Raw genomic sequence first — 24,261 nt, 5'->3', positions numbered from 1 at the left:
CCGGGGGAGAGCACCCTCCCCCGGACACCACCCAGTTTTTCCAGTTCCGGGGCGCGCGCCCCGGCGGACGGGGACGCCCATGCCAAACGCCGACGAGGCCCTCGACAAGGCGCCCGCCGATGACGCCGTCACCGCCGAGGTGAACACCGAGCGCCACCTCATCCTCGTGGACGGCTCCGGCTACATCTTCCGCGCCTTCCACGCCCTGCCGCCCATGACCAATCCGGCGGGCGTGCCGGTGAACGCCGTCTTCGGCTTCACCCAGATGCTGGCGAACTTCCTCTCCAAGCACGCGGGCAGCCATATCGCGGTGGTGTTCGACGCCTCGCGCTCCACCTTCCGCACCGAGTTCTACCCCGAATACAAGGCCCAGCGCCCGGAGGCCCCGCCCGAGCTGGCCCCGCAGTTCGGCCTCATCCGCGAGGCGACCGACGCCTTCCACGTCGCCCGGCTGGAGCTGGACGGCTACGAGGCCGACGACCTCATCGCCACCTATGCCACCGCCTTCGCGCGGGACGGCGGGCAGGTGACGATCGTCTCCTCCGACAAGGACATGATGCAGCTCGTGGATGACCGCATCCGCATGCTGGACCCCATCAAGCAGAAGCCGATCCACGCCGCCGAGGTGATGGAGAAGTTCGGCGTGCCGCCGGAGAAGGTGGTGGAGGTGCAGGCGCTCGCCGGCGATTCCACCGACAACGTCCCCGGCGTCCCCGGCATCGGGATCAAGACCGCCGCCGGGCTGATCGAGCAGTTCGGGGACGTGGAGACGCTTCTCTCCCGCCTCTCCGAGATCAAGCAGCCCAAGCGCCGCCAGGCGCTGGAGGAGAACGCGGAGAAGGCGCGCATCTCCCGCCGGCTGGTGGAGCTGGACCGCAACGCCCCCTTCCCCTGCCCGATGGAGGAGCTGGCCACCCGCGCCCCGGATGCGGGCAAGCTCCAGGCCTTCCTGAAGCTGCACGGCTTCCGCAGCGTGCAGCACCGGCTGGGGCTGGACGCCACGGGCGAGGTGCCGAAGTCCCGCCCCGCCGGCCCCGCCCCGGCGCCGGCCGCGCTCACCCTGCCGGCCGAGGGCGCGCCCTTCGGCCCCTATGAGACGATCACCACCATCGACGCCCTGCACGCCTTCGCCGCGGCCGCGCGCGAGGCGGGGGTGATGGCGCTGGACACGGAGACGACGAGCCTCGACGCGCTGAACGCCTCGCTCGTCGGCATCTGCATGGCGGTCGCGCCCGGCCGCGCGGCCTACCTGCCCCTGCGGCACGAGGGGGTGGACATGCTCACCCCCGCCCCCGCGCAGCTCCCCTTCGACGCGGCGATGGAGGTGCTGCGCCCGCTGCTGGCCGACCCCTCCGTGCTGAAGGTGCTGCACAACGCGAAATACGACCTGGAGGTGCTGAACCGGGAGCCGAACGGGGGGCTGGAGGTGTCGCCGGTGGATGACACCATGATGATCTCCTACAGCATGGATGCCGGCCGCCACGGGCACGGCATGGACGAGCTCTCCCGCCGCCACCTCTCCCACCAGCCGATCACCTATGACGAGGTCACGGGCACCGGCCGCGGGCGCAAGCCCTTCGCCCAGGTCCCGCTCGACCAGGCCACCGCCTATGCCGCCGAGGACGCGGATGTGACGCTGCGCCTCTGGCACGCGCTGCGCCCGAAGCTGCGCGAGGCGAAGGCCCTCGCCCTCTACGAGAATGTCGAGCGCCGGATGATCACCGTGCTGCGCGACATGGAGATGGCGGGGGTGAAGGTGGACGGCCCCGCGCTGAAGCAGACGGGCGCCGAGTTCACCGAGCGCATGGCCGCGCTTGAGAAGGAGATCCACGAGATCGCGGGGGAGCCCTTCGCGGTGGGCTCGCCCAAGCAGCTCGGCGAGGTCCTCTTCGGCAAGCTCGGCCTTCAGGGCGGCAAGAAGGGCAAGTCCGGCGCCTACTCCACCGATGCCGCGACGCTGGAGGAGCTGGCCGCCTCCACCGGCCACCCGCTGCCGCGCAAGGTGCTCGACTGGCGCCAGCTCTCAAAGCTGAACTCGACCTATGTGGAGGGGCTGCAGGCGCAGCTCGCCGCCGATGGCCGCGTGCACACCGACTTCTCCATGGCCATCACCAGCACCGGCCGCCTCTCCTCCACCGAGCCGAACCTGCAGAACATCCCGATCCGCACGGAGGAGGGCGCGCGCATCCGCCGCGCCTTCGTGGCGGAGAGCGGAAACCTGCTGCTCGCCGCCGACTACTCGCAGATCGAGCTGCGGCTGCTCGCCCATGTCGCGAGGGTGCCGAGCCTGCTGGAGGCCTTCACGACGGGGCAGGACATCCACGCCCGCACGGCCGCCGACATCTTCCGCATCCCGCCGGACAAGGTGGACCGCGAGGCCCGGCGCCGGGCGAAGACGATCAACTTTGGCATCATCTACGGCATGTCCGCCTTCGGCCTCGCCGGCCGGCTGGGCATCGGCCCCGCGGAGGCGCGCGGGATCATCGACGCCTATTTCGCCCAGTATCCCGGCATCCGCGACGCGATGGAGCGCTTCAAGGAGGACGCCCGCACCAACGGCTACGTCCTCACCCCCTTCGGCCGGAAGCTCTGGATCCCCGAGATCGGGGCGCGCGACCAGTCCCGCCGCGGCAATGCCGAGCGCGCGGCGATCAACGCCCCCTTCCAGGGCGGGGCGGCCGAGATCATCAAGCGCGCCATGGTGCGCCTGCCCGCCGCGCTCCGCGAGGCCGGGCTCTCCGCCCGCATGCTCCTGCAGGTGCATGACGAGCTGCTCTTCGAGGTGCCGGAAGCGGAGGTGGAGAGCACCAAGCCGGTGGTGCGGGAGGTGATGGAGGGCGTCGCCACCCTCGCCGTGCCGCTCGCGGTGGAGATCGGCACGGGCCATTCCTGGGCCGAGGCGCACTGACGCCTCTGGGACGCGCCTCGCCTTCCGGCGCTCTCCGGCTCAGTCGCGGGCGAGCCGGAAGGTGCCGCGGGTGCTGCTCGGCTGCGCGCCGGGTGCCGCGGCCCTGATGTAGCGGACCGAGCCGGTCAGGCGATCGCCCGAGATCGTGCCCTCCAGCTCCGTGGTGAACGGGTTCTGGCCCATCATCAGCGTGCCGGAGGCGGTGAGCTGGCCATCGCGGGTGAGGCGACCGGCGAGCTGCCCCGCGCCGATCAGCCCGCCATAGGCCTGGAACCGCACCATCACCGCATCGGCAGGGCCGGAGCGCGTGACCGTCAGCCGGAGACCGCCGCCGCGGGCGAGCGTCACGTTGAAGGTGCTCCCGCGGAACGTCCCGGGCTCCGCCGCTTCCGGCCGCGGCGCTGCCCGCTCGGCACGGGGCGCGAAGTCGGCGGGGGGGCTGGCCCTCCCAGCACGAGGAGGGTCCAGGGCGGCGTCCGGGGCGGGGGCAGGCCGGACCGGGACGGGTCGGACCGGGGCGGCCGGCGCGGTCGCGACCGGGGGTTCCCTGGGCGGCGCGACAGGCGCCAGGACTCCGCCCGCGGCCACGGCCGGCCGCTCCTCACCGGAGGCTGGCGGGCGGCCTCCGGACAGGGACCAACCCAGCAGGGCCAGGACGAGGAGGACCGGCAGGGCGAGGAGGGCCGGCCGGAGCCAGCGCCGCATGTCCGGCCGGGGCACCGCGAAAGCCCGCGGCGCGGCATCCTCCTCGGTGATGTTCTCCGCTCCGCCGCCCGAGCGCAGGGCCTGGGCCGCCAGCACGACGTGCCGGGCCCCCACCTGCGGTGCCCCTTCCCGCCGGGCACGGAGCATCGAGGCCTGGCACAGCGCCGACAGGGAACCTGGCAGGCCCTCCGAGAAGGAGGCCAGGGCGGCGACCGCCCGCTCGCTGAAGAGGTCCGCCGGGCGGCCCGCCACCGTCAGGGTGGCGGAGACGAACTCCCCCACCTCCTCGGGGGTGAGCGGCAGCAGCCGCGCGAGGGCGGTCCGGACCGGCAAGCCCATCGCGCGCCCCGCCGATTGCGGCAGGACGGCGAGCACCGTCACGCCGCCGGCCAGGGCGAGGCTGCGGAGCGCGGCGTCGTCGAGCATGTCGGCGTCGTCCACCAGGCGCACGGTGTCGGGCCCCACGGGGTCGATCGCATCGCCCGGCCCGCCGAGCCGGACCTTGAGGCCGCCGGCGCGGAGCTGGCGCTCCAGGTCCCGCAGCAGCAGGGTCTTGCCCGCCCCCTCCTCGCCGACGACCACCGCGAGCCAGCCCGCCGCCAGGGCCTCCAGCACCGTTTTCCGCGCCTGTTGTCGGCCCGCATGCTCGAAAGCCTGGCCGGGGGAGGCTTGCAACCCGAACGGGGGGGCGGCTCCGGCCGCCAGGGCCTGGTCCACGTCGTGCTCCTGCGCCGGATGGACGGCCAGCTGGAGTGGCGCTGGCCTCGCCTCTGAACGCGCCAGGGGCGGGAAGGTGGCGCCGGTGCGGGCGGGTGCCCCGCGCAGGACCTCCCTCGCTACTTCTCGCAGCGGATGAAAACGGTGGCCCTCTCCGCGATCTCGCCCACATCCGCCGTGCTGCGCTCCGGCCCCGTGCTCCGGGCCGCGGCCGGGGTCACGCCCGCCGCGCGCAGGAAGGCGGCCGCGCGCTCGCCCTTCACCGCGAAGTTGATGTTCTGCGCGATGTCGCCGGTGCGGCCCGCCACCGCCTGGGCGTTCAGCTTCGACACGACGACGCCGACGACATGGCCCTGCATGTCCAGCAGCGGCCCGCCGGAATTACCGGGCTGCACGGGGGCGCTGATCTGGATCTGGTCCTGATTGTCGCGCAGCCCGGCCAGCCCGTTCACCTCGCCGCGCGTCAGCTTCGCGTCGGAGGACAGGAGGCCGGTGAGGGGGAAGCCATAGGCCACCACCCCCTCCCCGCGCCGCAGCGGCGGGTCCTGGCGGAAGGAGAGGACGGGGCCGCTGAGGCCGGGCACGGCGAGCAGGGCGAGGTCGAGCGTCGCATCCGTGCGGGCGGGCGGCACGGCCGCGTGGTTGCGCCCGTCCGGCGCGCGGACGAGCACGCGGTCGCAGCCATCGACGACGTGGCGGTTGGTCAGCACCCGCTCCCCGGCCACGAGGAAGCCCGTGCCGGTGGCGGCCCGCGCGCCCGGGCGCGGCAGGGCGCCGGGCGCGGTGGGCCGCTCGGGCGAGGGGCGCGCGGCGGCGCCGGCCGCGACCACCGTGCCCGCATCGAGCGCGATCTCCCGCCCCGCGCAGATGTCCTGGTCCCGCCGCACCGCCTCGCGCCCGTCGGCCAGCACGAGCTTCACGTCGAAGCGGCAGCCGGCCTGGGGGTTGGGGCGCAGGCGATAGCCCGCATCCGCCGGGAGGGGGCGGGGCAGGAGGTTGTTGCCCCAGTCCGGCCGCCCGCTCCGTACGGCATGCAGGGCCGAGGCCTCCTGCCCCGTGCGGTTGAGGATGCGGAAGCCCTCCTCCGCCGCCGTGGCACTGGGAGGGGCGTTGGGGGGAGCGCTGGGGGCCGGCGCCTGGGCCAAGGCCGGCGCGGAGAGGAGGAGGATGGAGGCGAGGAGGGGAGCGCGCATGGTACGCCGATCTGTGCGGGCGCGGGGCAAAGGTCAATCCGCCCCGGGCCTCGACCATCGCCCTTGATGTCCGGCACGCGGTGAACCCGGCCTACAACCGGGACCGCGGGCCGGTGGCGTGCTGCGGGCGCGGGTGGCGTGCTGAGGCGCGAGCGCCCCCCGCCTCAGAACGCCCGTCTCAGGCCGCCCGCTTCTGCCGCGCCAGCCCCAGCCGGTCCCACACCGCCGACATCGCCCCCGCGAGATGGGCGATGTCCGCGTCCCCGTGCAGCGGCGTCGGGGTGATGCGAAGGCGCTCCAGCCCGCGCGGCACGGTGGGGAAGTTGATGGGCTGGATGTAGACCCCGTGCTCCTCCAGCAGCATCTCGCTCGCCTGCCGGCAGAGGACGGCGTCGTTCACCATCACGGGCACGATGTGGCTCGGCGCCTCCAGCACCGGCAGGCCCTCGCCGCGCAGGGCGGCTCGGGTGGCGCGGGCGCGCTCCTGATGGGCGGCGCGCTCCGTGTCCGAGGCGCGGAGGTGCCGCACGCTCGCCAGCGCGCCCGCCGCCACCGCGGGGGTGACGGTGGTGGAGAAGATGAAGCCCGGCGCGAAGGAGCGGATGGCGTCGATCAGCACCCGGCTGCCGGAGACGTAGCCGCCGCCCACGCCATAGGCCTTGCCCAGCGTGCCCTCGACCACGTCGATCTCCACCCCGTCCCGCGCGGCCACGCCCGCGCCGCCGGGGCCGTAGAGGCCGACGGCATGGACCTCGTCGATATAGGTCAGGGCGCCGTGGCGGCGGGCGAGATCGGCGATGGCGCGGATGGGGGCGATGTCGCCGTCCATGGAGTAGACGGATTCGAAGGCGACCACCTTCGGCGCCTCGGGCGGAAGCCCGGCCAGCAGCTCGGCCAGATGCGCCACGTCGTTGTGGCGGAAGATGCGCTTCGGCCCGCGCCCGTTGCGGATGCCCGCGATCATCGAGGCGTGGTTGTCGGCATCCGAGAGGATGGTCGCGCCGAGCAGGGTGGCGAGGGTGGAGAGCGCCGCCTCGTTCGCCGTGAAGCCCGAGTTGAAGACGAGCGCCGCCTCCTTGCCGTGGAGCGAGGCGAGTTCCGCCTCCAGCGCCACGTGGTGCCGCCCGGTGCCCGAGATGTTGCGCGTGCCGCCCGCGCCGCAGCCGTCCTCGCGGATGGCGGCGATCATGGCCTCCTGCACCTTCGCGTGCTGGCCCATGCCGAGATAGTCGTTGCTGCACCACACCGTCACCGGCCGTCCGTCCGCGCGGAGCGCCCTGGGGAAGGCCCCGGCCTGGCGTTGGAGCGTCAGGAAGTGGCGGTAGCGGCCCTCGGCGCGCAGCGCGTCGAGATGGCCGGAGAGCAGGGCGTCGTAGTCGGGCATGGTGGCGTTCATATGGGGGCGGCAACCGTGTTTCGCCGAGGGGGTTAGGGCCCGCGCGGCCGGGAATCAATGATCTCGATCAATTCCCGGCGTGATCCGGAGGGCCGGGGGCGAACCCCCGGCCCTTCCCCGTTCAGGCGGCCTCGACGCACATGGCCACGCCCATGCCACCGCCGATGCAGAGGGTGGCGAGGCCCTTCTTCGCGCCCTGGCGCTTCATCTCGTAGAGCAGGGTGGTCAGCACCCGCGCGCCCGAGGCGCCGATCGGATGGCCGAGCGCGATGGCGCCGCCATTGACGTTCACCTTGGACGGATCCCAGCCGAGATCCTTGTTCACCGCGCAGGCCTGGGCGGCGAAGGCCTCGTTCGCCTCGATCACGTCGAGGTCCTGGATGTTCCAGCCCGCCTTCTGCAGCGCCTTGCGCGAGGCCGGGATGGGGCCGGTGCCCATGATGGAGGGGTCCACCCCCGCCGTCGCCCAGGAGACGATGCGGGCGAGGGGGGTGACGCCGCGCTTGGCGGCCTCCGAGCCGCGCATCACCAGGATCGCCGCCGCGCCGTCATTGATGCCGGAGGCGTTGCCGGCGGTGACCGAGCCGGTCTTGGAGAAGGCGGGGCGGAGCTTCTGGAGGATCTCCAGCGTCGTCTCCGGCTTGGGGTACTCGTCGTTCTCCACCACCGTGTCGCCCTTGCGGCCCTTCACGGTCACGGGCGTGATCTCCTCGCGGAAGCGGCCGGACTTCATCGCCTCGCCCGCCTTGCGCTGGGAGGCGGCGGCGAACTCGTCCTGCTGCTCGCGGGTGATCTGGAACTTCTCGGCCACGTTCTCGGCGGTGTTGCCCATGTGATAGCCGTGGAAGGCGTCCCACAGACCGTCCTTGATCATGGTGTCGACCATGGCGAGGTCGCCCATCTTCTGCCCCGCGCGGAGCCCGGCCGCGTGGGGCGCCTGGGTCATGCTCTCCTGCCCGCCGGCGAGGACGATGCTCGCATCCCCCGTCGCGATCTGCTGGGCCGCCAGCGCCACCGAGCGCAGGCCGGAGCCGCAGAGCTGGTTGATCCCGAAGGCCGTGCGCTCCACCGGGATGCCGGCGAGGACCGAGGCCTGGCGGGCGGGGTTCTGCCCGGCGCCGGCGGCGAGGACCTGCCCGAGGATCACCTCGTCCACCTCCTCGGCCGAGACGCCCGCCCGCTCCAGCGCCGCCTTGATGGCGATGGCGCCGAGCTGGTGCGCGGGCAGGGAGGAGAAGGCGCCGTTGAAGCTGCCCACCGGGGTGCGCGCGGCGGAGGCGATGACGATGTCTTCCATGGAGCCGGTCCTCTGGCGTTTGCTTGAGAGCGATGCTGCGCGCGGGGCGCGTGATGCGCAACTCGCCATCCAATGTGTGGCCGGCCCCCGGCCCGGAGAAGCCCCGCTTCAGGATCCCGGCTCAGGATCCCGGCCCTGGGCCTGCCGGCCCGGGGCCTGTCGGCCCGGGGCCTGTCGGCCCGGGATCACGCAGCCAGTCGCGCAGGGGCGCCCAGAGCACCGCCTCGGCCTTCATCCCCGCAGCCATGCCGATATGCCCGGCGGAAACGTCCAGCACCGCGGCGCCCGGCAGGCACGCGGCCAGGGCCCGGGCGCTCTCGGGCGGCACGATCCGGTCGCCGCGCGGGATCGCCAGGAAGGAGGGCCCGCGCCAAGCGGCGGGCTCCACCGGCGCGCCCGCGACGCGCCACTCCCCCCGCACCGGCGTGTTAGCGCCGTACCAGCCGCCGAGGCACTCGCGCGCCACGGGGGCGGGCAGGGGGATGCCGTCGTTTAGCCAGTCCTCCAGCGCCACGAAATGCGCGGCGCGGGGGGAGGTGGGGTCGAGCCGGCCGAAGGCGCGGAACTTGCGCGCGATGCCGAAGGGATCGAGCCCGGCGAAGAGGAGCTGGAGATGGTCCACGGGCAGGGCGCCCAGCCCCTCCATCACGGGTTCGAGCACCGGCAGGAGGGAGGCGGCGGAGCGGGCGCGGGTGGCGGCCCCCTCCCCCCCGGCATGGAAGTCCCAGGGCGTCGCGAGCAGGGCGAGGCCGCGCACCGCCTCCGGGCGCCGCAGGGCCGAGGCGAGGGTGAGCAACCCGCCCATGCAATAGCCCACCAGGGCCACAGGGCCGCCCGCCGCCCCGGTCGCGACCCCGAGGGCGCGCTCCAGCCGGCCGGCGATGAAGTCCGTGAGGGTGAAGGCGCGCTCGGCCGGGCCGGGGCTGCCCCAGTCCAGCAGCAGCACCCGCACCCCCTGCCCCGCCAGCCAGCGGAGCATGGAATGGCCGGGCATGAGGTCCAGCACCGAGGCGCGGTTGACCAGCGACGGCACGAAGAGGGCCGCCGGCCCCACTCCTCCGTAGTCCAGCAGCCGGGCCCCGCCCTCGGACCAGAGGGAAGGGGGGTCGGCCGGCTCGCGCCGCCAGGGATGCTCCCGATAGGCGGCGATGCCGCGGATGAGGGCGGCGTCCTCCCGCCAGAGCTGGCGCCACACCGCGGCGCGCAGCCGCTCGGGATCAGCGGCGGCGGGGCTTGCCAGGATCCGGTCGCGCTCGGCCCTCCCCGCCGGCGAGCGCGGCGCGAAGCCCGGCCAGCTCGCGCTCCAGGGCGTCGAGCCGGGTGAGGGCGGCATCGGCCCCCCCGGGATCGAGGCCAGGGCGAGCAGGGCCCGGCCCATCGCCAGGTTCAGATGCGCCGGCAGGGGGCGCGGGCCGCGGCGCGGGCTCATGCGGCGCGGGTCCCGGTCCCCCAGGCGATCCCCCAGGCGCGGCCGGCCAGCCCAGCGGGACGGGGGAGGGATAGGGGAAGGGCGAGCCCGGCGGCCAGGCGGGGCCGGCACCGGGCCAGGGGGCCGGAGGCGGGGCGCCAGGTGGCATCGGCCAGGACGGCACCGGCCAGGACGGCATCACCGGTGGCATCGCCGGCGGCATGGCGGGCGGGGCTCCCCATCCCGGGGGAACGGGCGGCCAGGGCCAGGGCTGCGCCGGGGTGAAAGCCTGCGCCAGGCCCGGGGCGAAGGGCTGGCCGAAGGGGGAGGGCCAGCCGGCCGCGGGGCCGGGGGGCGGGGCCGCCCATGCGCGCATCCACCCCGCTGCCGCAGCGGACCAGCCGGCCAGCAGCTCGGGATCCGCCGCCATGGCCGCCATCTCGCCCTGCCAGAGGGCGATCCAGTCCGCGGCGAGGCGCGCCAGGTCCGGCACGTCCTCCGCCTGCCCCTCGCTGCTTCCTGAAGGCTTCATCCATTCCCCGGCTGGCATCCCCGAAACCGCGGCCCGTCGCCGGCATTGCCTCCGTGACGGGTGCGTATCGCTTTCGCCGCGAAGCGGCTTCCGCAGTGCGGCATGGCGGGTCTACCATCAGGACCCGGCCCGGCATCAAGGCGGCAACCCGCCCCGGGCGCAAGCAGGACGACGATCGGGGCCGAGCCCCAGGGAGGACAACTGCGCATGGCCGAAACCGTCGCCCCGCAGGGCCAGACGCCCGACACCCCGGCGCGCCCGCCCGTGGTGGTGAAGAAATACGCCAACCGGCGGCTCTACAACACCGAGACCTCCTCCTACGTCACGCTGGAGGACCTCGCGGGCATGGTGCGCCAGGGGCGGGACTTCACCGTCTCCGACGCCAAGTCGGGCGAGGACATCACGCGCTCCGTCCTCACCCAGATCATCGTGGAGGAGGAGAGCAAGGGGCAGAACCTCCTGCCGATCCCCTTCCTCCGCCAGCTCATCGGCCTCTACGGGGACAGCCTGCAATCCGTCGTGCCCCGCTATCTCGAGGCGACGATGGGCACCTTCGCCCGCCAGCAGGAGGGCATGCGCCGCGCGGCGCAGGAGGCGATGGGCGGTGCCATCGGCGGCTTCAACGCCTTCGCCCCCTTCGAGGAGATGGGCAAGCAGAACCTGGCGATGCTGGAGCGCGCCATGACCCTCTTCTCCCCCTTCCCGCGCGGCGCGGGGGCCAGCACCGCCCAGGCGAGCCCGCCGGACGAGGCTCAGGCGATGCGCGACGAGATCGCCGCCCTCCGGCAGGAGCTAGCGACGCTGAAGGGCGAGAGCGGAGCGCGCTGACGCCGCCCCGCCCGGGATCAGCGTATTGGGGTCAACATAGCGGGGTCAGCGCAGCAGCACCCCGTGCTGGCGGAGGAAGCCGAGCAGCGGCAGCAGGGGCAGGCCGAGGATCGATGCCTGCTCCCCCTCCAGCGCGTCGAAGAGGTGGATGCCCGGCCCCTCCAGCCGGTAGGCGCCGACGGTGGAGGTCACCGCCTCCGCCTCCAGGGCGAGATAGGCGTCCAGGAAGGCGTCCGAGACCGGGCGCATGGTCAGGCGCGGCGTCGCGACGTGCTGCCAGACCCGCTGCCCGCCCCGCCAGCAGAGCACGGCGGTCACCAGCCGGTGCGTGCGGCCCCGCAGGGCTTCGAGATGGGCGCGCGCCTCGGCGGGGCTGGCGGGCTTGTCGAACCAGCGGTCCTCCAGCACGAGGATCTGGTCGCAGCCGATCACCAGCGCCTCCGGCCGCCGCGCGGCGATGCGGCGGGCCTTCGCCTCGGCCAGCATCATCGCGGCATCGGCGGCAGGGATGCCCTCGGCCCGGGCGCTCTCCTTGATCGCGGCCTCGTCCACCGCGGCCGCCAGGGCCTCGAAGCGCAGCCCTGCCGCCTCCATCACCGCCCGCCGCGCGGAGGAGGCGCTAGCGAGCACCAGCGGCGGGTCCCCCGCCTGGAACGCCCCCGCGCTCATCGGGCCGGCGGCCCCTGGTTGGCCCCGTGCGGCGTGCCCGGCGCCGCCGAGCGCGCGTGCCAGGCCTCCATGAGCTGGAGCACGGTGGCGGCCGTCTCCTCGATGCTCCGGCGCGTCACGTCGATCACCGGCCAGCCGCGGGCGGTGCAGAGGCGGCGGGCGGCGAGGATTTCGGCCTTCACCGCCTCGGGGTCCACATAGTCCGTCGTGTCCTGGCGCACGCCGCCGGTGCCGATGAGCTTCAGCCGGTGCCGGCGGATCTCCAGCAGCGCGTTCACCTCGATCGTCAGCCCGACGACGGGGCAGGGGGGGTTGTCCAGCTCCGCCGGCAGGGGCGCGCCCGGCACGATCGGCACGTTGGCCGCCTTGATGCCGCGGTTGGCGAGGTAGAAGCAGGTCGGCGTCTTGCTGCTGCGGGACACGCCGACGAGGCAGACATCGGCCTCGAAGATGCCGGCCGTGCCCTGGCCGTCGTCATGGGCCAGCACGTAGTGCATGGCGTCGATGCGGCGGAAATAATCGGCGTCCAGCACGTGCTGCGCCGCGCGCTTCTCCTTCGCGGCCGCGCCGATCTCGCGCTGCAGGAGGTCGAGCGTCGGGTCGAGGACGGAGAGGGAGGTCACGCCCAACCGCCCGCAGAACTCCTCCAGGCTGTGGCGGAGCGACTTGTCCGCCAGGGTGAAGAGCACTGGCCCCGGCTCCGCCTGGATCCCCTCCAGCACCTGTTCCAGCTGGAAGCGGGAGCGGACGAGGAACCAGCGGTGCTGGATGACATGTGGCTCCTCGAAGCGCGCGAGCGTCGCCCGGGCCATGGAGTTCAGCGTCTCGCCCGTGCTGTCGGAGACGAGGTGGAGATTGGTCGTGCGGGGCATCGCCCGGAGCCTAGCCCAAAGCCGCCGCTCCTGGGGAGGATGCGACTCACGAAGGTGAGTCCTGGGGATAGTTCCCCCCGCTTCGCACCCCCGTATGAGTCACGGGGAGGGCGAGTCACGACTCACGCCACCCGGGATGGAATCCCCCGCCCGCATCTGAGTCCTGCGGGGCGAGTCACCGACTCGGCTCTGATTAGCGAGTCGCATCCCCTCCCAGCCTGTGGAAAACCCTCGGGACGGCGCGTGCCGCCGGTTGCGTCCACAGGACTCACAGGCATCAACCAACCACCCCTTCTTTCCAAAGAACAAAGATTAGAGTGAAAGGGGGGCCATGAACGCCGTGGACAAGCCCTTCCTCCGCGCCCTGGCCGGCGAGGCCGTCTGGCCGCCCCCGATCTGGCTCATGCGCCAGGCCGGGCGGTACCTGCCGGAATACCGCGCGGCGAAGGAGAAGGCGGGCGGCTTCATCGAGCTCTGCCTGAACCCCGAGCTCTCGGCCGAGGTCACCTTCCAGCCCCTCCGCCGCTTCCCCATGGACGCGGCCATCCTCTTCACCGACCTGCCCATGCTGCCCTGGGCCATGGGCCAGCCCCTGCATTACGGCCGCGGCGGCGCCGAGGGGGTGGGCCCCATCCTGGACCCCGTGCGCGACGCGGCCGCCATCGCCGCCCTCCGCCCGGAAGGGGCCGCCCAGCGCGCCGCGCCGATCATGGAGACGGTCGCCCGCATCCGGGCGGGCCTGGAGCGCGACCATCCCGGCACCGCCCTCATCGGCTTCGCGGGCGCCCCCTGGACGGTGGCCTGCTACATGATCGACGGCCGCGGCGGCCACGGCTTCCCGGAGGCCCGCCGCATGGCCGAGAGGGACCCCGCCCTGCTGGAGACGCTCTTCGCCAGCCTGCTGGACGCGGCCGAGGCCTATCTCGTGGCCCAGGCCGAGGCGGGGGCGGAGGCGCTCATGCTCTTCGACTCCTGGGCCGGGCTGCTCCCGCCCGAGGGGTTCGAGCGCTGGGTCATCGGGCCCACGGCGGCCCTCACGGCCCGCCTCCGCGCCCGGCTGGGGGCCGACTACCCCCTGATCGGCTTCCCCCGCCTCGCCGGCCCCGGCATCCCGGCCTATGCGGCGGCGGCCGGGGTGAATGCGGTGGGGCTGGACGAGACGGTGGACCTGCGCGGCGAGCTGCCGCGGGGCGTCACCCTCCAGGGCAATCTCGACGCCCGCACCCTGGTTGCCGGCGGCGAGGCGCTGGAGGCGGCCACGGCGGGGATCCTGGACGCGATGCGCGGCCGCCCCTTCGTCTTCAACCTCGGCCACGGCATCACGCCGGACACGCCGATCGAGCACGTCGCCGCGCTCGTCCGGCAGGTGAAGCGGGGCTAGGCCCGGGGGGCGGCCATCTGCTCGGCGAGGTTTCCGGCCGACATGGGCCTGCCGAACAGGAAGCCCTGCACCGCCTCGCAGCCCTTGTCGCGCAGCAGCTCCGCCTGTGCCTGGGTCTCGACCCCTTCGGCGATCGTGCGCACGCCGAGCGCGTGGCTCATGCCCACCACGGCCCGCACGATCGCCTCCGCGCTGCGGTCCTCGCCGAGATGGCTGATAAAGGAGCGGTCGATCTTCACCTTGTCGAAGGGGAATTTCTGCAGGTAGCCCAGGCTGGAATACCCGGTGCCGAAATCGTCCATCGCGATCCGGATGCCCAGTCCCCGCAGCCGGCGGAGGATGGCGAGCGTCTCGTCAGTGTCGTTGAGGAGCACGCCCTCGGTGATCTCGATCTCCAGGCATCCCGGCGCTAGGCCGCTGCTCTCCAGCGCGGCCACCACGGCGTCGTACAGCCCGCCCTGGCGGAACTGCACGGGGGAGACGTTGACGGCCACGCTCATCCCCTCCGGCCAGGAGACGGCCTCGTGGCAGGCCTGCATGAGGGTCCAGGCGCCGATCTGCCCGATCAGGCCGGTTTCCTCCGCGACCGAGATGAAGCGGTCGGGCGGCATGTTGCCGATGCCGGGCCGCTCCCAGCGCAGAAGCGCCTCCGCCCCGGTGATCGCCCCCGACTCCAGGTCCACCTGCGGCTGGTAGACGAGGTAGAGGCCACCCTTCTCCAGGGCGAGCCGGAGATCGGCCTCCAGCGCCCGGCGCTCGACGAGCTTGCGGTTCATCTCGGGCGAGAAGAAGGAGTAGCCGCCCCGCCCGTTCTCCTTGGCCTGATAGAGGGCGAGATCGGCGTCGCGCATGAGCTGCACCGCGCTGGCCTGCCCGTCGGTCTCCGCCATGGCGATGCCGATGCTGACGCCGACGGTGACGACATGGCCGTCGAGATCGATCGGCTCCTCCAGCACGGAGATCAGCCGGCGCGCGAGCGCGTCGGACGCCTCGGGCTGGGACGCCTTGGGCTGGACCACCGCGAACTCGTCCCCTCCCAGCCGGGCCAGGGTGTCGCTCTCGCGCAGCACGGCGGTCATGCGCGCGGCCACAACCTTCAGCAGCTGGTCGCCCGCCGCGTGGCCGAGCGTGTCGTTCACCTCCTTGAAGCGGTCGAGGTCGAGACAGAGGACCGCGAGCGACGTTCCCTCCCGCCGGGAAGCGGCCAGCGCGTGCTTCAGCCGGTCCCCGAACAGGCGGCGGTTCGGCAAGCCGGTGAGGAGGTCATGCGCCGCGAGGTAGCTCGCGCGCGCCAGGGCCTGGTTCAGCAGCCGCAGCGGCAGCACGCGCAGCACGGCGAAGATGAGGCCGCCCAGCAGGGCGGAGCAGAGGGCCAGTAGCCCGGTCGTCAGCAACGGGCCGCGCATGGAGCGCGCCGCCTCGGCCTGGCCGACGAGCTTTCCGTCCTGCATGACGGGCTCGCGATGCGTCAGGACCGGCCAGGCGAGTTCCTCGCCGGGCACGGATTCGATGATCAGGCGCCCCTTCACGTCCAGCACGCGCCGGCGCTCCGACGAGGCCCTGCCGCGGGCCGGGGCCGAGACGCGCAGGCCGTCGAACTCCCACAGTGCCGGATTCGCCCGGGCCAGTTCCGCTATCTCCGCCGCATGGAGCGTGGCGCTGGCCTCCAGCGCACCGAGCACGCGGTAGCGGGCGGCCGAGAGATAGGTGATCGGGACCGTCGCGGCGATCACCAGGGCGGCGAGGCCGGCCAGCGTGGTGACGGTGAGAGTTACGGCGCGGTTCGGGGCCGCCTCCTCCTCAGGGACGTCCGTCTCGCCGCGCACGAGGCCGCAGGCCCTAGCGGTGCGGGCTAGCAGCTGCGTGACCGGCCCCTGGCCGATGAGGATGCTGACGGACATCGGGGCCACCCTGCGGCCGCCTTCGCAAACAATTCCTCAACGTGGCCCCAAAAATTTCCGGGACCGCATTCGCTTTTTATTCAGCTTGTCCGGTCAGTCTGCCGATGCCGTCGATTTCCGCGGCGAAACCACCACGGGCACGACCACGGGACAAACCAGCTTGCCGCGCAGGAACACCTCCCGATCGTGCGGGCCGCGGCCCGCCGGCGCGCAAGGCAAGGGGCGGAGAAGGCTTCGCGCCGGTGCTCGCCCGGTGCTCGCCCTTCTCGCCGGCCTTGCCCTGCCGCTGGGCGCGGCGGCGGATCCCACGCCGCGCGACCTGCAGGTCCTCGCCCGCGCCCTCGGCTTCCTCGAGCGCCCGCCCGCCGGCACGGCGGAGGTCGGCGTCGTTTATCCCCAGCAATCCGCTGCCGCCCGGGAGGAGGCCACCCGCATCGCCGCCTCCTTCGGCGAGGGCATACGGGCGGGGAACCTCGTCGTGCGGCCCCGGCTGGTGACGGTGGAGGGCGTGGCCAGCGCGCCCGTGGCCGCCCTGCTGCTGACGGAGGCGGCGGTGCCGCACGCCGCGGCGATCGCCGGGGCGGTTGCGGGGCGCTCGGTCCTGACCATCGCCTCCGACCGCTCGCTGATCGATTCGGGCTCCGTCGTGATGGTCGTGCGCGGCGAGCCCCGGGTGGAAATCCTCGTGAACCGCACCGCCGCCCAGGCCGCGGGCATCAACTTCGCCGCGGCCTTCCGAATGATGATCCAGGAGCGTTGATCGTGACCGCATGCAAGGGCCGGAGCGGCCCGTCCGTCCGGCTTGCCGCCGCTTGTGCGGGCCTCTTCTCCCTCGCCCTCGCGGCCGGTGCCGGAGCGCAGGGGCTGGACCGCAACGCGCTGGAGGAGCTGTTCGGCGAACCCGTTACGACGAGCGCGACCGGCAAGCCCCAGCGCGCCTCCGACGTGCCCGTGGCGATGGACATCATCACCGCCGAGCAGATCCGGCGCTCCGGGGCGAACGACATCCCCACCGTGCTCGCGCGCTTCACCTCACTCGATGTGCAGCAGTACGGCCCGCAGGACTTCTCGGTCACCGCCCGCGGCTATGCCGCGCCCAACACGCAGCGGATGCTGGTGCTGGTGAATGGCCGGCAGGTCTATCTCGACGCCTTCGGCCGGACGTCGTGGGACAACCTGCCCGTCCAGCTCTCCGAGATCCGGCAGATCGAGGTGGTGCGCGGCCCGAACAGCGCGCTGTTCGGCTTCAACGCGGTCGCGGGCGTGATCAACATCCTCACCTTCGATCCCGCGCATGACCGCGTGACCAACCTCGTCGCCCGTGGCGGCACGAGGCATTACGGCGAGGTCTCCGGCGTGGTGACCGCGCCGCTGGGCGGCGGCTCGGGCCTGCGCGTATCGGGCGGGCTACGCGAGCAGGATGCCTGGCGCCGGGGCTACGAGGCTTTCGAGCTCGGCATCGGCGCGGGGCGCGACGTCTCGCACGGCCAGTTCGCGGCCGATGCCTCCTTCCGGATCAGCGACGCGGTCTGGGCCGGGTTCGACGCGTCCTACTCCCGCTCGATCGGCACCGAGTTCCAGCTTCCCGGGCTGCTGCTGCCCTGGGACGTCAAGACCTGGAGCCTGCGGGGGCGGATGACGGCCGAGACGGGAGCCGGGCTGATCGGCGCCTCGATCTACCACAATGCGCTGGACACGAATCTCGCCGGCACGCCGCTACTCAGCCAGGGGGTGACGATCGCGCAGCTTAGCGACACGGTGAAGCTCAACGCCGCGCACACGCTGCGTCCCTTCCTCGAGTACCGCCACAACACGATCAGCACCCGCGATCAGAACGGAAGCGGTTCCTTCATCGATACCTCGCCGCTGCGCGGGCTGGAGGGCGGCTACGACGTCGCCGCTGCCGGGGTGATGTGGAACTGGGCCGTCACGCCCAGCCTCGAATGGACGGGCGCGCTGCGCTACGACCATCTCTGGCTTCAGGCGAAAGGCTTCGACAGCCCCTTCTTCCCTTTCCAGGATCGTGACTACGATCGGGACTACGGTGCGCTCTCCTGGAATGCGGGCCTGGTCTGGCGCGCGACCGACATCGAGACGGTTCGCCTCTCGGCCTCGCGCGGCGTCGGCGTTCCCGGCTTCTTCGACATGGGCGCGCGGGTCGTGGTGCCCAGCTTCGGCCTCGCCATCATCGGCTCGCCCCTGCTGAAGCCGAGCACGGCGGACAATTACGAGATCGGCTACAGCCGGCAGGTGGCAGCGATTGACGGCCGCGTCGGCGTCACCGGCTTCTACCAGACCAACCGCAACGTCAGCGCCTCGCTGGGCGCCTTCCCGACCGGCGGCCTGCCCTCAGCGATCATTCCCTACAACCTCGACAGCTCGCAGGCCTACGGGGTGGAGCTTTCCGCCGCCGGCCGCCTGGGCGGGAACTTCGACTGGGGTGCCGAGTACCGCCTCGCGGCAGTGGAGGAGGGCGACCGGTCGAGCCTCGCGAACTTCGGCCACGCCTCGCCCCGGAACCTCGTTTCGGCCCGGCTGGGCTGGGGACAGGGGCCGCTGCGGGCCGACCTCTTCGCCCGCTACGCCACCTCGCTCGAGGGCTATCGCGTGACGGATCGGGGCATTCTTCCCGTGCGCGTCGGCGACCACGCCTCGGTCGCGGCACGGCTGGGCTACAAGCTGGCCGAGGGCGTCACCGTGGCGATCGAGGGTTCGAACCTGCTGCACGAGCGGCAGCGGCAGGGCATCGGGGCCGAGGCCGAGCGGAGTGTCTATCTCTCGCTCCGCTTCGACTTCTAGGACCGGGCGATCCTCCGGGGCGGAACCCCGCCCCGGGGAAAGCGGTGTTCAGGCGAGGACAGCGGCCTCGTTGAAGCCCAGGCGCGGCAGGCGATCGAAAGTCTTGGAATGATCGCCGTAGCCGAGATTGATGAGCATGGTGGACTTCCAGCCGCTCTCGGCGAGGAACAATTCGTCCGTCTTCTTGGCATCGAAGCCGCCCATCGGCCCCGCATCCAGCCCGAGCGAGCGGGCGGCGAGGATGAGGTAGGCCGCCTGCAGCGTGGAGTTCACGAGGGCGCTGCGCTCGGCGAATTCCGGCTTGCCCGTGAACCAGGACTTCGCGTCGGCATGCGGGAACAGACGGGGAAGCTGCTCATAGAACTGCGGGTCGTAGGCGATGACGGCCGTCACCGGCGCGGTGCGCGTCTTCTCCAGGTTGCCGGCCGAGACGGCCTGCAGCAGCTTCTCCCTCCCCTCCGGGCTGCGCACGAAGACGAAGCGGCCGGGGAGCTGGTTGGCGCTGGTCGGGCCGAGGGAGACGAGGTCGTAGAGCTGACGCAGCGTCTCATCGGTGACGGGGCGGTCCTGCCAGGCATTGGCGGTGCGGGCGCGGCGGAAGAGGCGGTCGAGCGCCGTGTCGTCCAGGCGCTCGGTGCTCGTCACATTCGTATCGGGCATAGGGTGATCTCCTTGGTTCCGATACTTGCCGCCCCGGGGACGCACGGCCAATCCCCTGGCGGCATAGCCTCCATCTGCCCGGTGAATGTCAGGCCTCGACCTGCTCCACCGCCACCACCTCCGGCACGTAGTGGCGCAGCATGTTCTCCACCCCGTGCTTCAGCGTCGCGCGGGAGGAGGGGCAGCCGGAGCAGGCGCCCTGCATGCGCAGCCGCACGATGCCGTCGCGGAAGCCGCGGAAGACGATGTCGCCGCCATCCCCCGCCACGGCCGGGCGCACGCGGGTGTCCAGCAGCTCCTTGATCTGGGCCACCACCTCGGCATCGGCGGGATCGGTGTCCTCCGCGTCGTCCTCGGCCTCGTCGCCGGCCAGGATGGGGCGGCCCGCCATGGCGTGCTCCATCAGCGCGCCGAGCACCTGCGGGCGGAGATCGACCCAGTCGGCGCCATTCGCCTTCGTCACCGTCACGAAGTCGGCGCCGAGGAAGACGCGGGCCACGCCGTCGAGCTGGAAGAGGCGCTCGGCCAGGGGGGAGCGGGCGGCGGTCTCGGGGGAGACGAAGTCGGCGGTGCCGCGGTCGCCCATCACGGGCTGGCCGGGAAGGAACTTGAGGGTCGCGGGGTTCGGCGTCGCCTCGGTCTCGATGAACATGCGGGAATTCCCCTTCGCGGCGGCCGCGCCGCCGTCCTGGCCGGGATGTGGGGCAGGGAGGGCGGGGGCGCAACCATTCACCGCGCGGGGGTGGGCTGCGGCGGGCTCGGGGCCGGCCGTGTCGCGCCGGCGCCCTCCCGCGCGGGCGCTCAGGTCACCCGGTCCAGCTCCGCATCCGTCATGCCGCCGGGGACCAGGGTGATGGGGCAGCGCAGCGCCCCGGCATGGCGGCCCGTCAGCGCCGTGGTCAGGGGCCCGGGCCCGCCCTCGGTGGCGGTGGCGAGGACGAGGATGGAGATCCGGGGGTCCTCGGCCAGGACCTCCAGCACCTCCTCCACCGGGTCGCCCTCCCGAATGAGTTGAAGGGGCAGGGCGCCCGTCATCTCCTCCACCTCCGCGGCGAGGGCGGAGAGGAGCTGCTCGGCCTCCTGCCGCCGCTCCTCCTGCATCAGCGCGGCGATCCCCGCCCATTCCTGCATCTCCGGCGGCTCGGTGATGCGCAGCAGGGCGACGCGGCCGCCGGACTTGCGGACGCGCAGGCAGGCGTAGCGCAGCGCGACGGCCTTTTCCGGGCTGTCGTCCACCACCACGAGGAAGACGCGGTCCTGCGGCATGCGGCGATCCCTGTCCTTTCCCTCAGCCCAGGCCCTCAGCCCCGGCGGAAGACGACGCTGCCGAACCATCCCGCCAGCGCCGCGAGGGCGATGCAGGCCAGGCCATACAGCAAGGGGTGGTCGCGTGAAACAGAGGCGATCCGCGCCGTGGCGCCCACCCGGTCCACCCGGAAGGAGAGTTCCTGCCGCGCGATGATCCGCCCGGCGCGCACGAGCATCACCTGCACCATGTAGTCCCCCGTGGCGATGGTGGAGGGCAGGGGCAGGCGGGCATGGAAGAGCCGGCCGCCCGACACCTCCACCCGGCTCTCCTCCTCGTTCCATCCCTCCGAGCCCTGCTTGAGCTCGATCAGCGCGCGGCGGAACTCGGGGTCGCGCGGGCCGGGCAGGCGGGCGGTGAGCAGCTCCAGCCCGAGCCGCCGCTCGCGCCGGGCGGGCTCGTCCAGCAGCCCGGCCACCGGCGCGGTGGAGACGAGGGCGTAGTAGCTCGGCACCTCCCGGAAACGCGCGGAGGGCCCGTTCACCCAGATGCCCAGCCGCTTCACGCGGCGCCGCACCAGCACGTCCCGCGCCGCACCGAGGCCGAGCACGACCACGTTGTCCCCCGTCGGGCCGATCAGCCGGTCGGTCGCGCCGAAGACGAGGAGGTCGGTGCCGGTGAAGGCGGTGTCCACGGCGATGCGGGGCTGGGCGAGCTCGGCGGCCAGGGCGGGGCCGGGCTGGGGCGCGGCGTCGTCGCGCTGAGCCCGGGCGGGCGGCGCCAGCCAGGGGAGGAGCAGGACGGCGGAGAGGACCAGCAGCAGGCGCAGGACCGGCCGCCACGGCACGGGCGGCCGGCGGCCGTGCCGCCCCCCCGGCACGAGCCCCGGCGAGGTCACGTCGCCGTGCCGAGGAAGTAGAGGCTGCCGGGCGTCTCCAGCAGGTCCCAGAGCAGCCGCAGCGCCACGGAGAGCACGAGCAGCCCGAGCAGCGCCCGCGTCTCCTCCCCCCGCAGCCGCGTGCCCATGGCCGCGCCGAACTGCGCGCCCGCCACCCCGCCCGCCAGCAGCAGCAGGGTGAGCACGATGTCCACCGACCCCGTCTGCAGGGCCTGGAGAAGGGTGACGTTGGCGCTGACGAAGGTAACCTGGAAGAGCGAGGTGCCGATCGTCGTCGTCGTCGGCATGCCCAGCACGTAGATCATGGCGGGCACGAGCATGAAGCCGCCGCCGACCCCCATGACGGCCGAGAGGATGCCGATGCCGAAGCCCACCAGAGCGGGCGGGATGACCGAGATGTAGAGGCGCGAGCGCCGGAAGCGCATCTTGAAGGGCAGGCCGTGCAGCCAGGAATGCTGGTGCGTGCGCGCGGGCGCCAGCCGGCGGCGGCGGAGGATGGCGCGCAGGCTCTCGCGCACCATCAGCGCGCCCACCGTGCCGAGCACGACGACGTAGAAGAGCGAGACGGCCAGATCCACCTGCCCGAGCCGCCGCAGCAGCACGAAGAGCTGCGTGCCGGCGAAGGAGCCGGCGAGGCCGGCGACCAGCAGCACCACCCCCATGCGGGGGTCCACGTTCCCCCGCCGCCACTGGGCGATGAGGCCGGAGACGGAGGCGCCGAGCGTCTGGTTCGCGCCCGAGGCCACGGCCACGGGGGCGGGGATACCGATGAGGATCAGCAGCGGCGTCAGCAGGAAGCCGCCGCCCACGCCGAAAAGGCCGGACAGCCATCCCACGCCCAGGCCGATGCCCAGCAGCAGCAGGGCATCCACCGACATCTCGGCGATGGGCAGGTAGACGGACATGCGTTCGCCGCTCCTCCCCCGGCCCGGGACTGATCCTGGGGGGCGCGCTGGTTCCGCGCGGGCCGCGCGCGGGCGGGGCCGCTCCGATCCGGGACGGGCCTGGAGCGGCGCGATCTGCGACTCCGCGCCGCGCTCTTGACGAGCGAAACGGGAGCGGGCCGTTTGAACCCGCACCGGCGCCCGTGCAAGGCACATTACGGCCCGGCGCCGGGCGTCGGAAGATCCGGCGCCCGGGTGTGGCCGCGCCACATCTGGATGCGGCCGCGCCTTCCGGAAGGCCGGCGAGAAGGGGTTTCCATGCGGCAGCGAACGGCACAGCATCACCTCTCCCGGCGCGGCCTGCTGCGCGCGGCGGCGGGGATCTCTCTCGCGGCGCCCTCCCTGCGCCGCGCCGCGGCGGCCGGGGGCGCGCGGATCGCCCTCCTCCACCTCAACGACTTCCACTCCAAGCACGAGGGCGTGGCCGAGGGCGGGAGCCTCTGCCGCGAGGGCGGGCCCTGCGCCGGCGGCGCCGCGCGGCTGGCGGGCGCGATCCGCGAGGCGCGGGCGGCCGCACTGGCCGAGGGCCGCGCGCCCTTCCTGCTGGACGCGGGCGACCAGTTCATGGGCAGCCTCTACTACACCCTGCACCGCGGCCTGGCGGAGGCGGCGGTGCAGCGGGCGGTGGGCACCATGGCCATGTCGCTCGGCAACCACGAGTTCGACAACGGGCCGGAGAACCTCGCCCGCTACGCCGCCGCCGTGCCCTTCCCCCTGCTCTCGGCGAATCTCGACACCCGCGCGGAGCCCCTGCTGCGGGACCGCGTCACCGCCTCTGCCGTGCTCGAATCGGCCGGCGCGCGGATCGGGGTGGTGGGGCTGACCACGCCGGAGACGGCGACCTCCTCCTCCCCCGGCCCGAACCTCCGCTTCACCGACCCGATGGAGGCGGCCGAGCGCGCGGCCCTCGATCTGCGCCGGCGGGGCATCGGCACGGTGGTGGTGCTCTCCCATCTCGGCCTGCCCGCGGACCGGCGGCTGGCGGCGGAGGTGGAGGGGATCGACGCGATCATCGGCGGCCATTCCCACCTCCTGCTCGCGGACGGGCTGGCCGGCGCCGTCGGGCCGCATCCCCTCCTGGTCGCCGGGCGCGGGCGGGACGTGCGGATCGCCCAGGTCGCCTGCCACGGGCGCTATCTCGGGCGGCTGGACCTCGATCTCGGCACGGATGGAGGCGTCGCCCGCCATGGCGGCACCGTGCGCCCGATCGGCCCCGATGTGGCGGAGGACCCGGCGGTCGCCGCGGTGGTGGCGGAGTACGCCGCGCCTCTCGGGGAAATCCGGCGCCGCCCCCTCGCCCTGGCGGAGGGCCCCTTCCCCGACGCCTCCTGCCGGGACGGGGAATGCGCCCTGGGGAGCCTCGTGGCCGAGGCGGCGCTGGCGCGGATCCCCGGCGCGGAGATCGCCGTGGTCAATGCCGGCGGGCTGCGCGCCTCCCTGCCGGCCGGGATGCTGACGCTGGGCGACGTGCTCGCCGTGCTCCCCTTCGGCAACACGCTGGCGACGCTGACCATCCGCGGCGGCGCCCTCCGCGCAGCGCTGGAGAACGGGCTGTCCCGCCTGCCCGCCGCAGCCGGGCGCTTCCCGCAGGTCGCGGGGCTGCGCATCGCCTTCGACCCCGCCGCCCCGCCGGGGCAGCGCCTGCGCGAGGTGCGCACGGCCGATGGGCCGCTGGAGAACGACCGCGCCTATCGCGTGGTGACGAACAACTTCATGCGGGCGGGCGGGGACGGCTACGCCGTGCTGCGCGACGCGGCGCTGGAGGCCTATGACGACGGGCCGCCGCTGGAGGATGTGGTGGCCGATCACCTCTCCGCGCGCGGCCGGGTGGCGCCGGTGCTCGATGGGCGGATTGCGAAGGGTTAATGCCGCCGCGCCCGGGATGGCGCAGGGAAAGCGGGTCCGGG

General features: G+C 73.4%; 19 protein-coding genes. 6 read left to right on the top strand and 13 right to left on the bottom strand.

The genetic code is table 11. The features are described 5' to 3' along the window. Positions 1-79: 79 nt before the first annotated feature. The gene (polA, locus tag FHS87_RS11035) at positions 80-2,908 is read left to right on the top strand and encodes a DNA polymerase I (RefSeq protein ID WP_184517835.1); all 2,829 of its coding nucleotides are present in this window, start codon (positions 80-82) and stop codon (positions 2,906-2,908) included. Between the two features lie 39 nt (positions 2,909-2,947). On the opposite strand, the gene FHS87_RS11030 is transcribed toward polA, so the two are convergent. The 5 genes from FHS87_RS11030 to FHS87_RS11010 form a co-directional block, all read right to left on the bottom strand. Next, the gene (locus tag FHS87_RS11030; RefSeq protein WP_184517832.1) at positions 2,948-4,228 is read right to left on the bottom strand and encodes a hypothetical protein; all 1,281 of its coding nucleotides are present in this window, start codon (positions 4,226-4,228) and stop codon (positions 2,948-2,950) included. A 221-nt stretch (positions 4,229-4,449) separates the two neighbouring features. Then, entirely contained in the window at positions 4,450-5,523 is a 1,074-nt protein-coding gene (locus tag FHS87_RS11025) for a S1C family serine protease (protein ID WP_184517829.1), read from the bottom strand. 178 nt (positions 5,524-5,701) lie between these two features. Continuing rightward, positions 5,702-6,907 (bottom strand): 5-aminolevulinate synthase, encoded by a 1,206-nt coding sequence (gene hemA, locus FHS87_RS11020; RefSeq protein ID WP_184517827.1) that lies wholly within the window; start codon positions 6,905-6,907, stop codon positions 5,702-5,704. 133 nt (positions 6,908-7,040) lie between these two features. Next, complete coding sequence (locus FHS87_RS11015; RefSeq protein ID WP_184517824.1) at positions 7,041-8,216, bottom strand: acetyl-CoA C-acetyltransferase; 1,176 nt, start codon at positions 8,214-8,216, stop codon at positions 7,041-7,043. Between the two features lie 121 nt (positions 8,217-8,337). Beyond that, positions 8,338-9,645 (bottom strand): alpha/beta fold hydrolase, encoded by a 1,308-nt coding sequence (locus tag FHS87_RS11010; protein ID WP_184517821.1) that lies wholly within the window; start codon positions 9,643-9,645, stop codon positions 8,338-8,340. Between the two features lie 718 nt (positions 9,646-10,363). Between FHS87_RS11010 and phaR the strand changes: the two genes are divergently transcribed. Then, positions 10,364-10,984, top strand: coding sequence for a polyhydroxyalkanoate synthesis repressor PhaR (phaR, locus tag FHS87_RS11005; RefSeq protein ID WP_184517818.1), 621 nt, complete (start codon positions 10,364-10,366; stop codon positions 10,982-10,984). A gap of 45 nt (positions 10,985-11,029) precedes the next feature. Here phaR and FHS87_RS11000 read toward each other — a convergent pair whose 3' ends face one another. Then, positions 11,030-11,653 carry a Maf family protein gene (locus FHS87_RS11000; protein WP_184517815.1) on the bottom strand — a complete coding sequence of 208 codons (624 nt, stop codon included), beginning with the start codon at positions 11,651-11,653 and terminating at the stop codon, positions 11,030-11,032. Next, a complete protein-coding gene (locus FHS87_RS10995) occupies positions 11,650-12,525 on the bottom strand; it encodes a pyruvate, water dikinase regulatory protein (RefSeq protein ID WP_184517812.1) in 876 nt (291 codons plus the stop codon). Before FHS87_RS10995 ends, FHS87_RS11000 begins: the two co-directional genes overlap by 4 nt. A 331-nt stretch (positions 12,526-12,856) precedes the next feature. Here FHS87_RS10995 and hemE point away from each other — a divergent pair, with 331 nt between their 5' ends. Then, positions 12,857-13,906, top strand: coding sequence for a uroporphyrinogen decarboxylase (hemE, locus tag FHS87_RS10990; RefSeq protein ID WP_184517808.1), 1,050 nt, complete (start codon positions 12,857-12,859; stop codon positions 13,904-13,906). On the opposite strand, the gene FHS87_RS10985 is transcribed toward hemE, so the two are convergent. Then, a complete protein-coding gene (locus FHS87_RS10985; RefSeq protein ID WP_184517775.1) occupies positions 13,903-15,807 on the bottom strand; it encodes a putative bifunctional diguanylate cyclase/phosphodiesterase in 1,905 nt (634 codons plus the stop codon). The genes hemE and FHS87_RS10985 overlap by 4 nt on opposite strands. A gap of 253 nt (positions 15,808-16,060) precedes the next feature. On the opposite strand from FHS87_RS10985, the gene FHS87_RS10980 reads away from it, so the two are divergent. Next, positions 16,061-16,567 (top strand): YfiR/HmsC family protein, encoded by a 507-nt coding sequence (locus FHS87_RS10980; RefSeq protein ID WP_184517772.1) that lies wholly within the window; start codon positions 16,061-16,063, stop codon positions 16,565-16,567. A 2-nt stretch (positions 16,568-16,569) separates the two neighbouring features. After that, a complete protein-coding gene (locus FHS87_RS10975; protein ID WP_184517754.1) occupies positions 16,570-18,606 on the top strand; it encodes a TonB-dependent receptor plug domain-containing protein in 2,037 nt (678 codons plus the stop codon). Between the two features lie 48 nt (positions 18,607-18,654). Here the strand turns inward: FHS87_RS10975 and FHS87_RS10970 are convergent, their stop codons facing one another. The 5 genes from FHS87_RS10970 to FHS87_RS10950 form a co-directional block, all read right to left on the bottom strand. After that, complete coding sequence (locus FHS87_RS10970) at positions 18,655-19,266, bottom strand: malonic semialdehyde reductase (protein WP_184517751.1); 612 nt, start codon at positions 19,264-19,266, stop codon at positions 18,655-18,657. A gap of 88 nt (positions 19,267-19,354) precedes the next feature. After that, complete coding sequence (locus tag FHS87_RS10965) at positions 19,355-19,918, bottom strand: NifU family protein (protein ID WP_184517748.1); 564 nt, start codon at positions 19,916-19,918, stop codon at positions 19,355-19,357. 149 nt (positions 19,919-20,067) lie between these two features. Continuing rightward, positions 20,068-20,532: a universal stress protein gene (locus FHS87_RS10960; protein ID WP_184517745.1), complete on the bottom strand. Its 465-nt coding sequence runs from the start codon at positions 20,530-20,532 to the stop codon at positions 20,068-20,070. Between the two features lie 35 nt (positions 20,533-20,567). After that, positions 20,568-21,410 (bottom strand): TIGR02186 family protein, encoded by an 843-nt coding sequence (locus FHS87_RS10955; RefSeq protein WP_184517742.1) that lies wholly within the window; start codon positions 21,408-21,410, stop codon positions 20,568-20,570. After that, on the bottom strand, positions 21,407-22,315 hold the full coding sequence (locus FHS87_RS10950; protein WP_184517739.1) for a sulfite exporter TauE/SafE family protein: 909 nt from the start codon (positions 22,313-22,315) through the stop codon (positions 21,407-21,409). The genes FHS87_RS10955 and FHS87_RS10950 overlap by 4 nt, the downstream gene beginning before the upstream one ends. Before the next feature lie 297 nt (positions 22,316-22,612). Here FHS87_RS10950 and FHS87_RS10945 point away from each other — a divergent pair, with 297 nt between their 5' ends. Beyond that, positions 22,613-24,220: a bifunctional metallophosphatase/5'-nucleotidase gene (locus tag FHS87_RS10945; protein WP_184517736.1), complete on the top strand. Its 1,608-nt coding sequence runs from the start codon at positions 22,613-22,615 to the stop codon at positions 24,218-24,220. The last annotated feature ends 41 nt before the right edge of the window (positions 24,221-24,261 follow it).

It is taken from the genome of Muricoccus pecuniae (assembly GCF_014199205.1).
In the GTDB taxonomy this organism is placed as follows: Bacteria; Pseudomonadota; Alphaproteobacteria; order Acetobacterales; family Acetobacteraceae; genus Roseomonas; species Roseomonas pecuniae.
This window is presented reverse-complemented; position numbering and strand designations above follow the sequence as displayed.

Coding starts and splice junctions, on each gene's coding strand:
- polA (WP_184517835.1), top strand. CDS start 80: ATGCCAAACGCCGACGAGGCCCTCGACAAGGCGCCCGCCGATGACGCC.
- FHS87_RS11025 (WP_184517829.1), bottom strand. CDS start 5,523: ATGCGCGCTCCCCTCCTCGCCTCCATCCTCCTCCTCTCCGCGCCGGCC.
- hemA (WP_184517827.1), bottom strand. CDS start 6,907: ATGCCCGACTACGACGCCCTGCTCTCCGGCCATCTCGACGCGCTGCGC.
- FHS87_RS11015 (WP_184517824.1), bottom strand. CDS start 8,216: ATGGAAGACATCGTCATCGCCTCCGCCGCGCGCACCCCGGTGGGCAGC.
- FHS87_RS11010 (WP_184517821.1), bottom strand. CDS start 9,645: ATGAGCCCGCGCCGCGGCCCGCGCCCCCTGCCGGCGCATCTGAACCTG.
- phaR (WP_184517818.1), top strand. CDS start 10,364: ATGGCCGAAACCGTCGCCCCGCAGGGCCAGACGCCCGACACCCCGGCG.
- FHS87_RS11000 (WP_184517815.1), bottom strand. CDS start 11,653: ATGAGCGCGGGGGCGTTCCAGGCGGGGGACCCGCCGCTGGTGCTCGCT.
- FHS87_RS10995 (WP_184517812.1), bottom strand. CDS start 12,525: ATGCCCCGCACGACCAATCTCCACCTCGTCTCCGACAGCACGGGCGAG.
- hemE (WP_184517808.1), top strand. CDS start 12,857: ATGAACGCCGTGGACAAGCCCTTCCTCCGCGCCCTGGCCGGCGAGGCC.
- FHS87_RS10985 (WP_184517775.1), bottom strand. CDS start 15,807: ATGTCCGTCAGCATCCTCATCGGCCAGGGGCCGGTCACGCAGCTGCTA.
- FHS87_RS10970 (WP_184517751.1), bottom strand. CDS start 19,266: ATGCCCGATACGAATGTGACGAGCACCGAGCGCCTGGACGACACGGCG.
- FHS87_RS10965 (WP_184517748.1), bottom strand. CDS start 19,918: ATGTTCATCGAGACCGAGGCGACGCCGAACCCCGCGACCCTCAAGTTC.
- FHS87_RS10960 (WP_184517745.1), bottom strand. CDS start 20,532: ATGCCGCAGGACCGCGTCTTCCTCGTGGTGGTGGACGACAGCCCGGAA.
- FHS87_RS10950 (WP_184517739.1), bottom strand. CDS start 22,315: ATGTCCGTCTACCTGCCCATCGCCGAGATGTCGGTGGATGCCCTGCTG.
- FHS87_RS10945 (WP_184517736.1), top strand. CDS start 22,613: ATGCGGCAGCGAACGGCACAGCATCACCTCTCCCGGCGCGGCCTGCTG.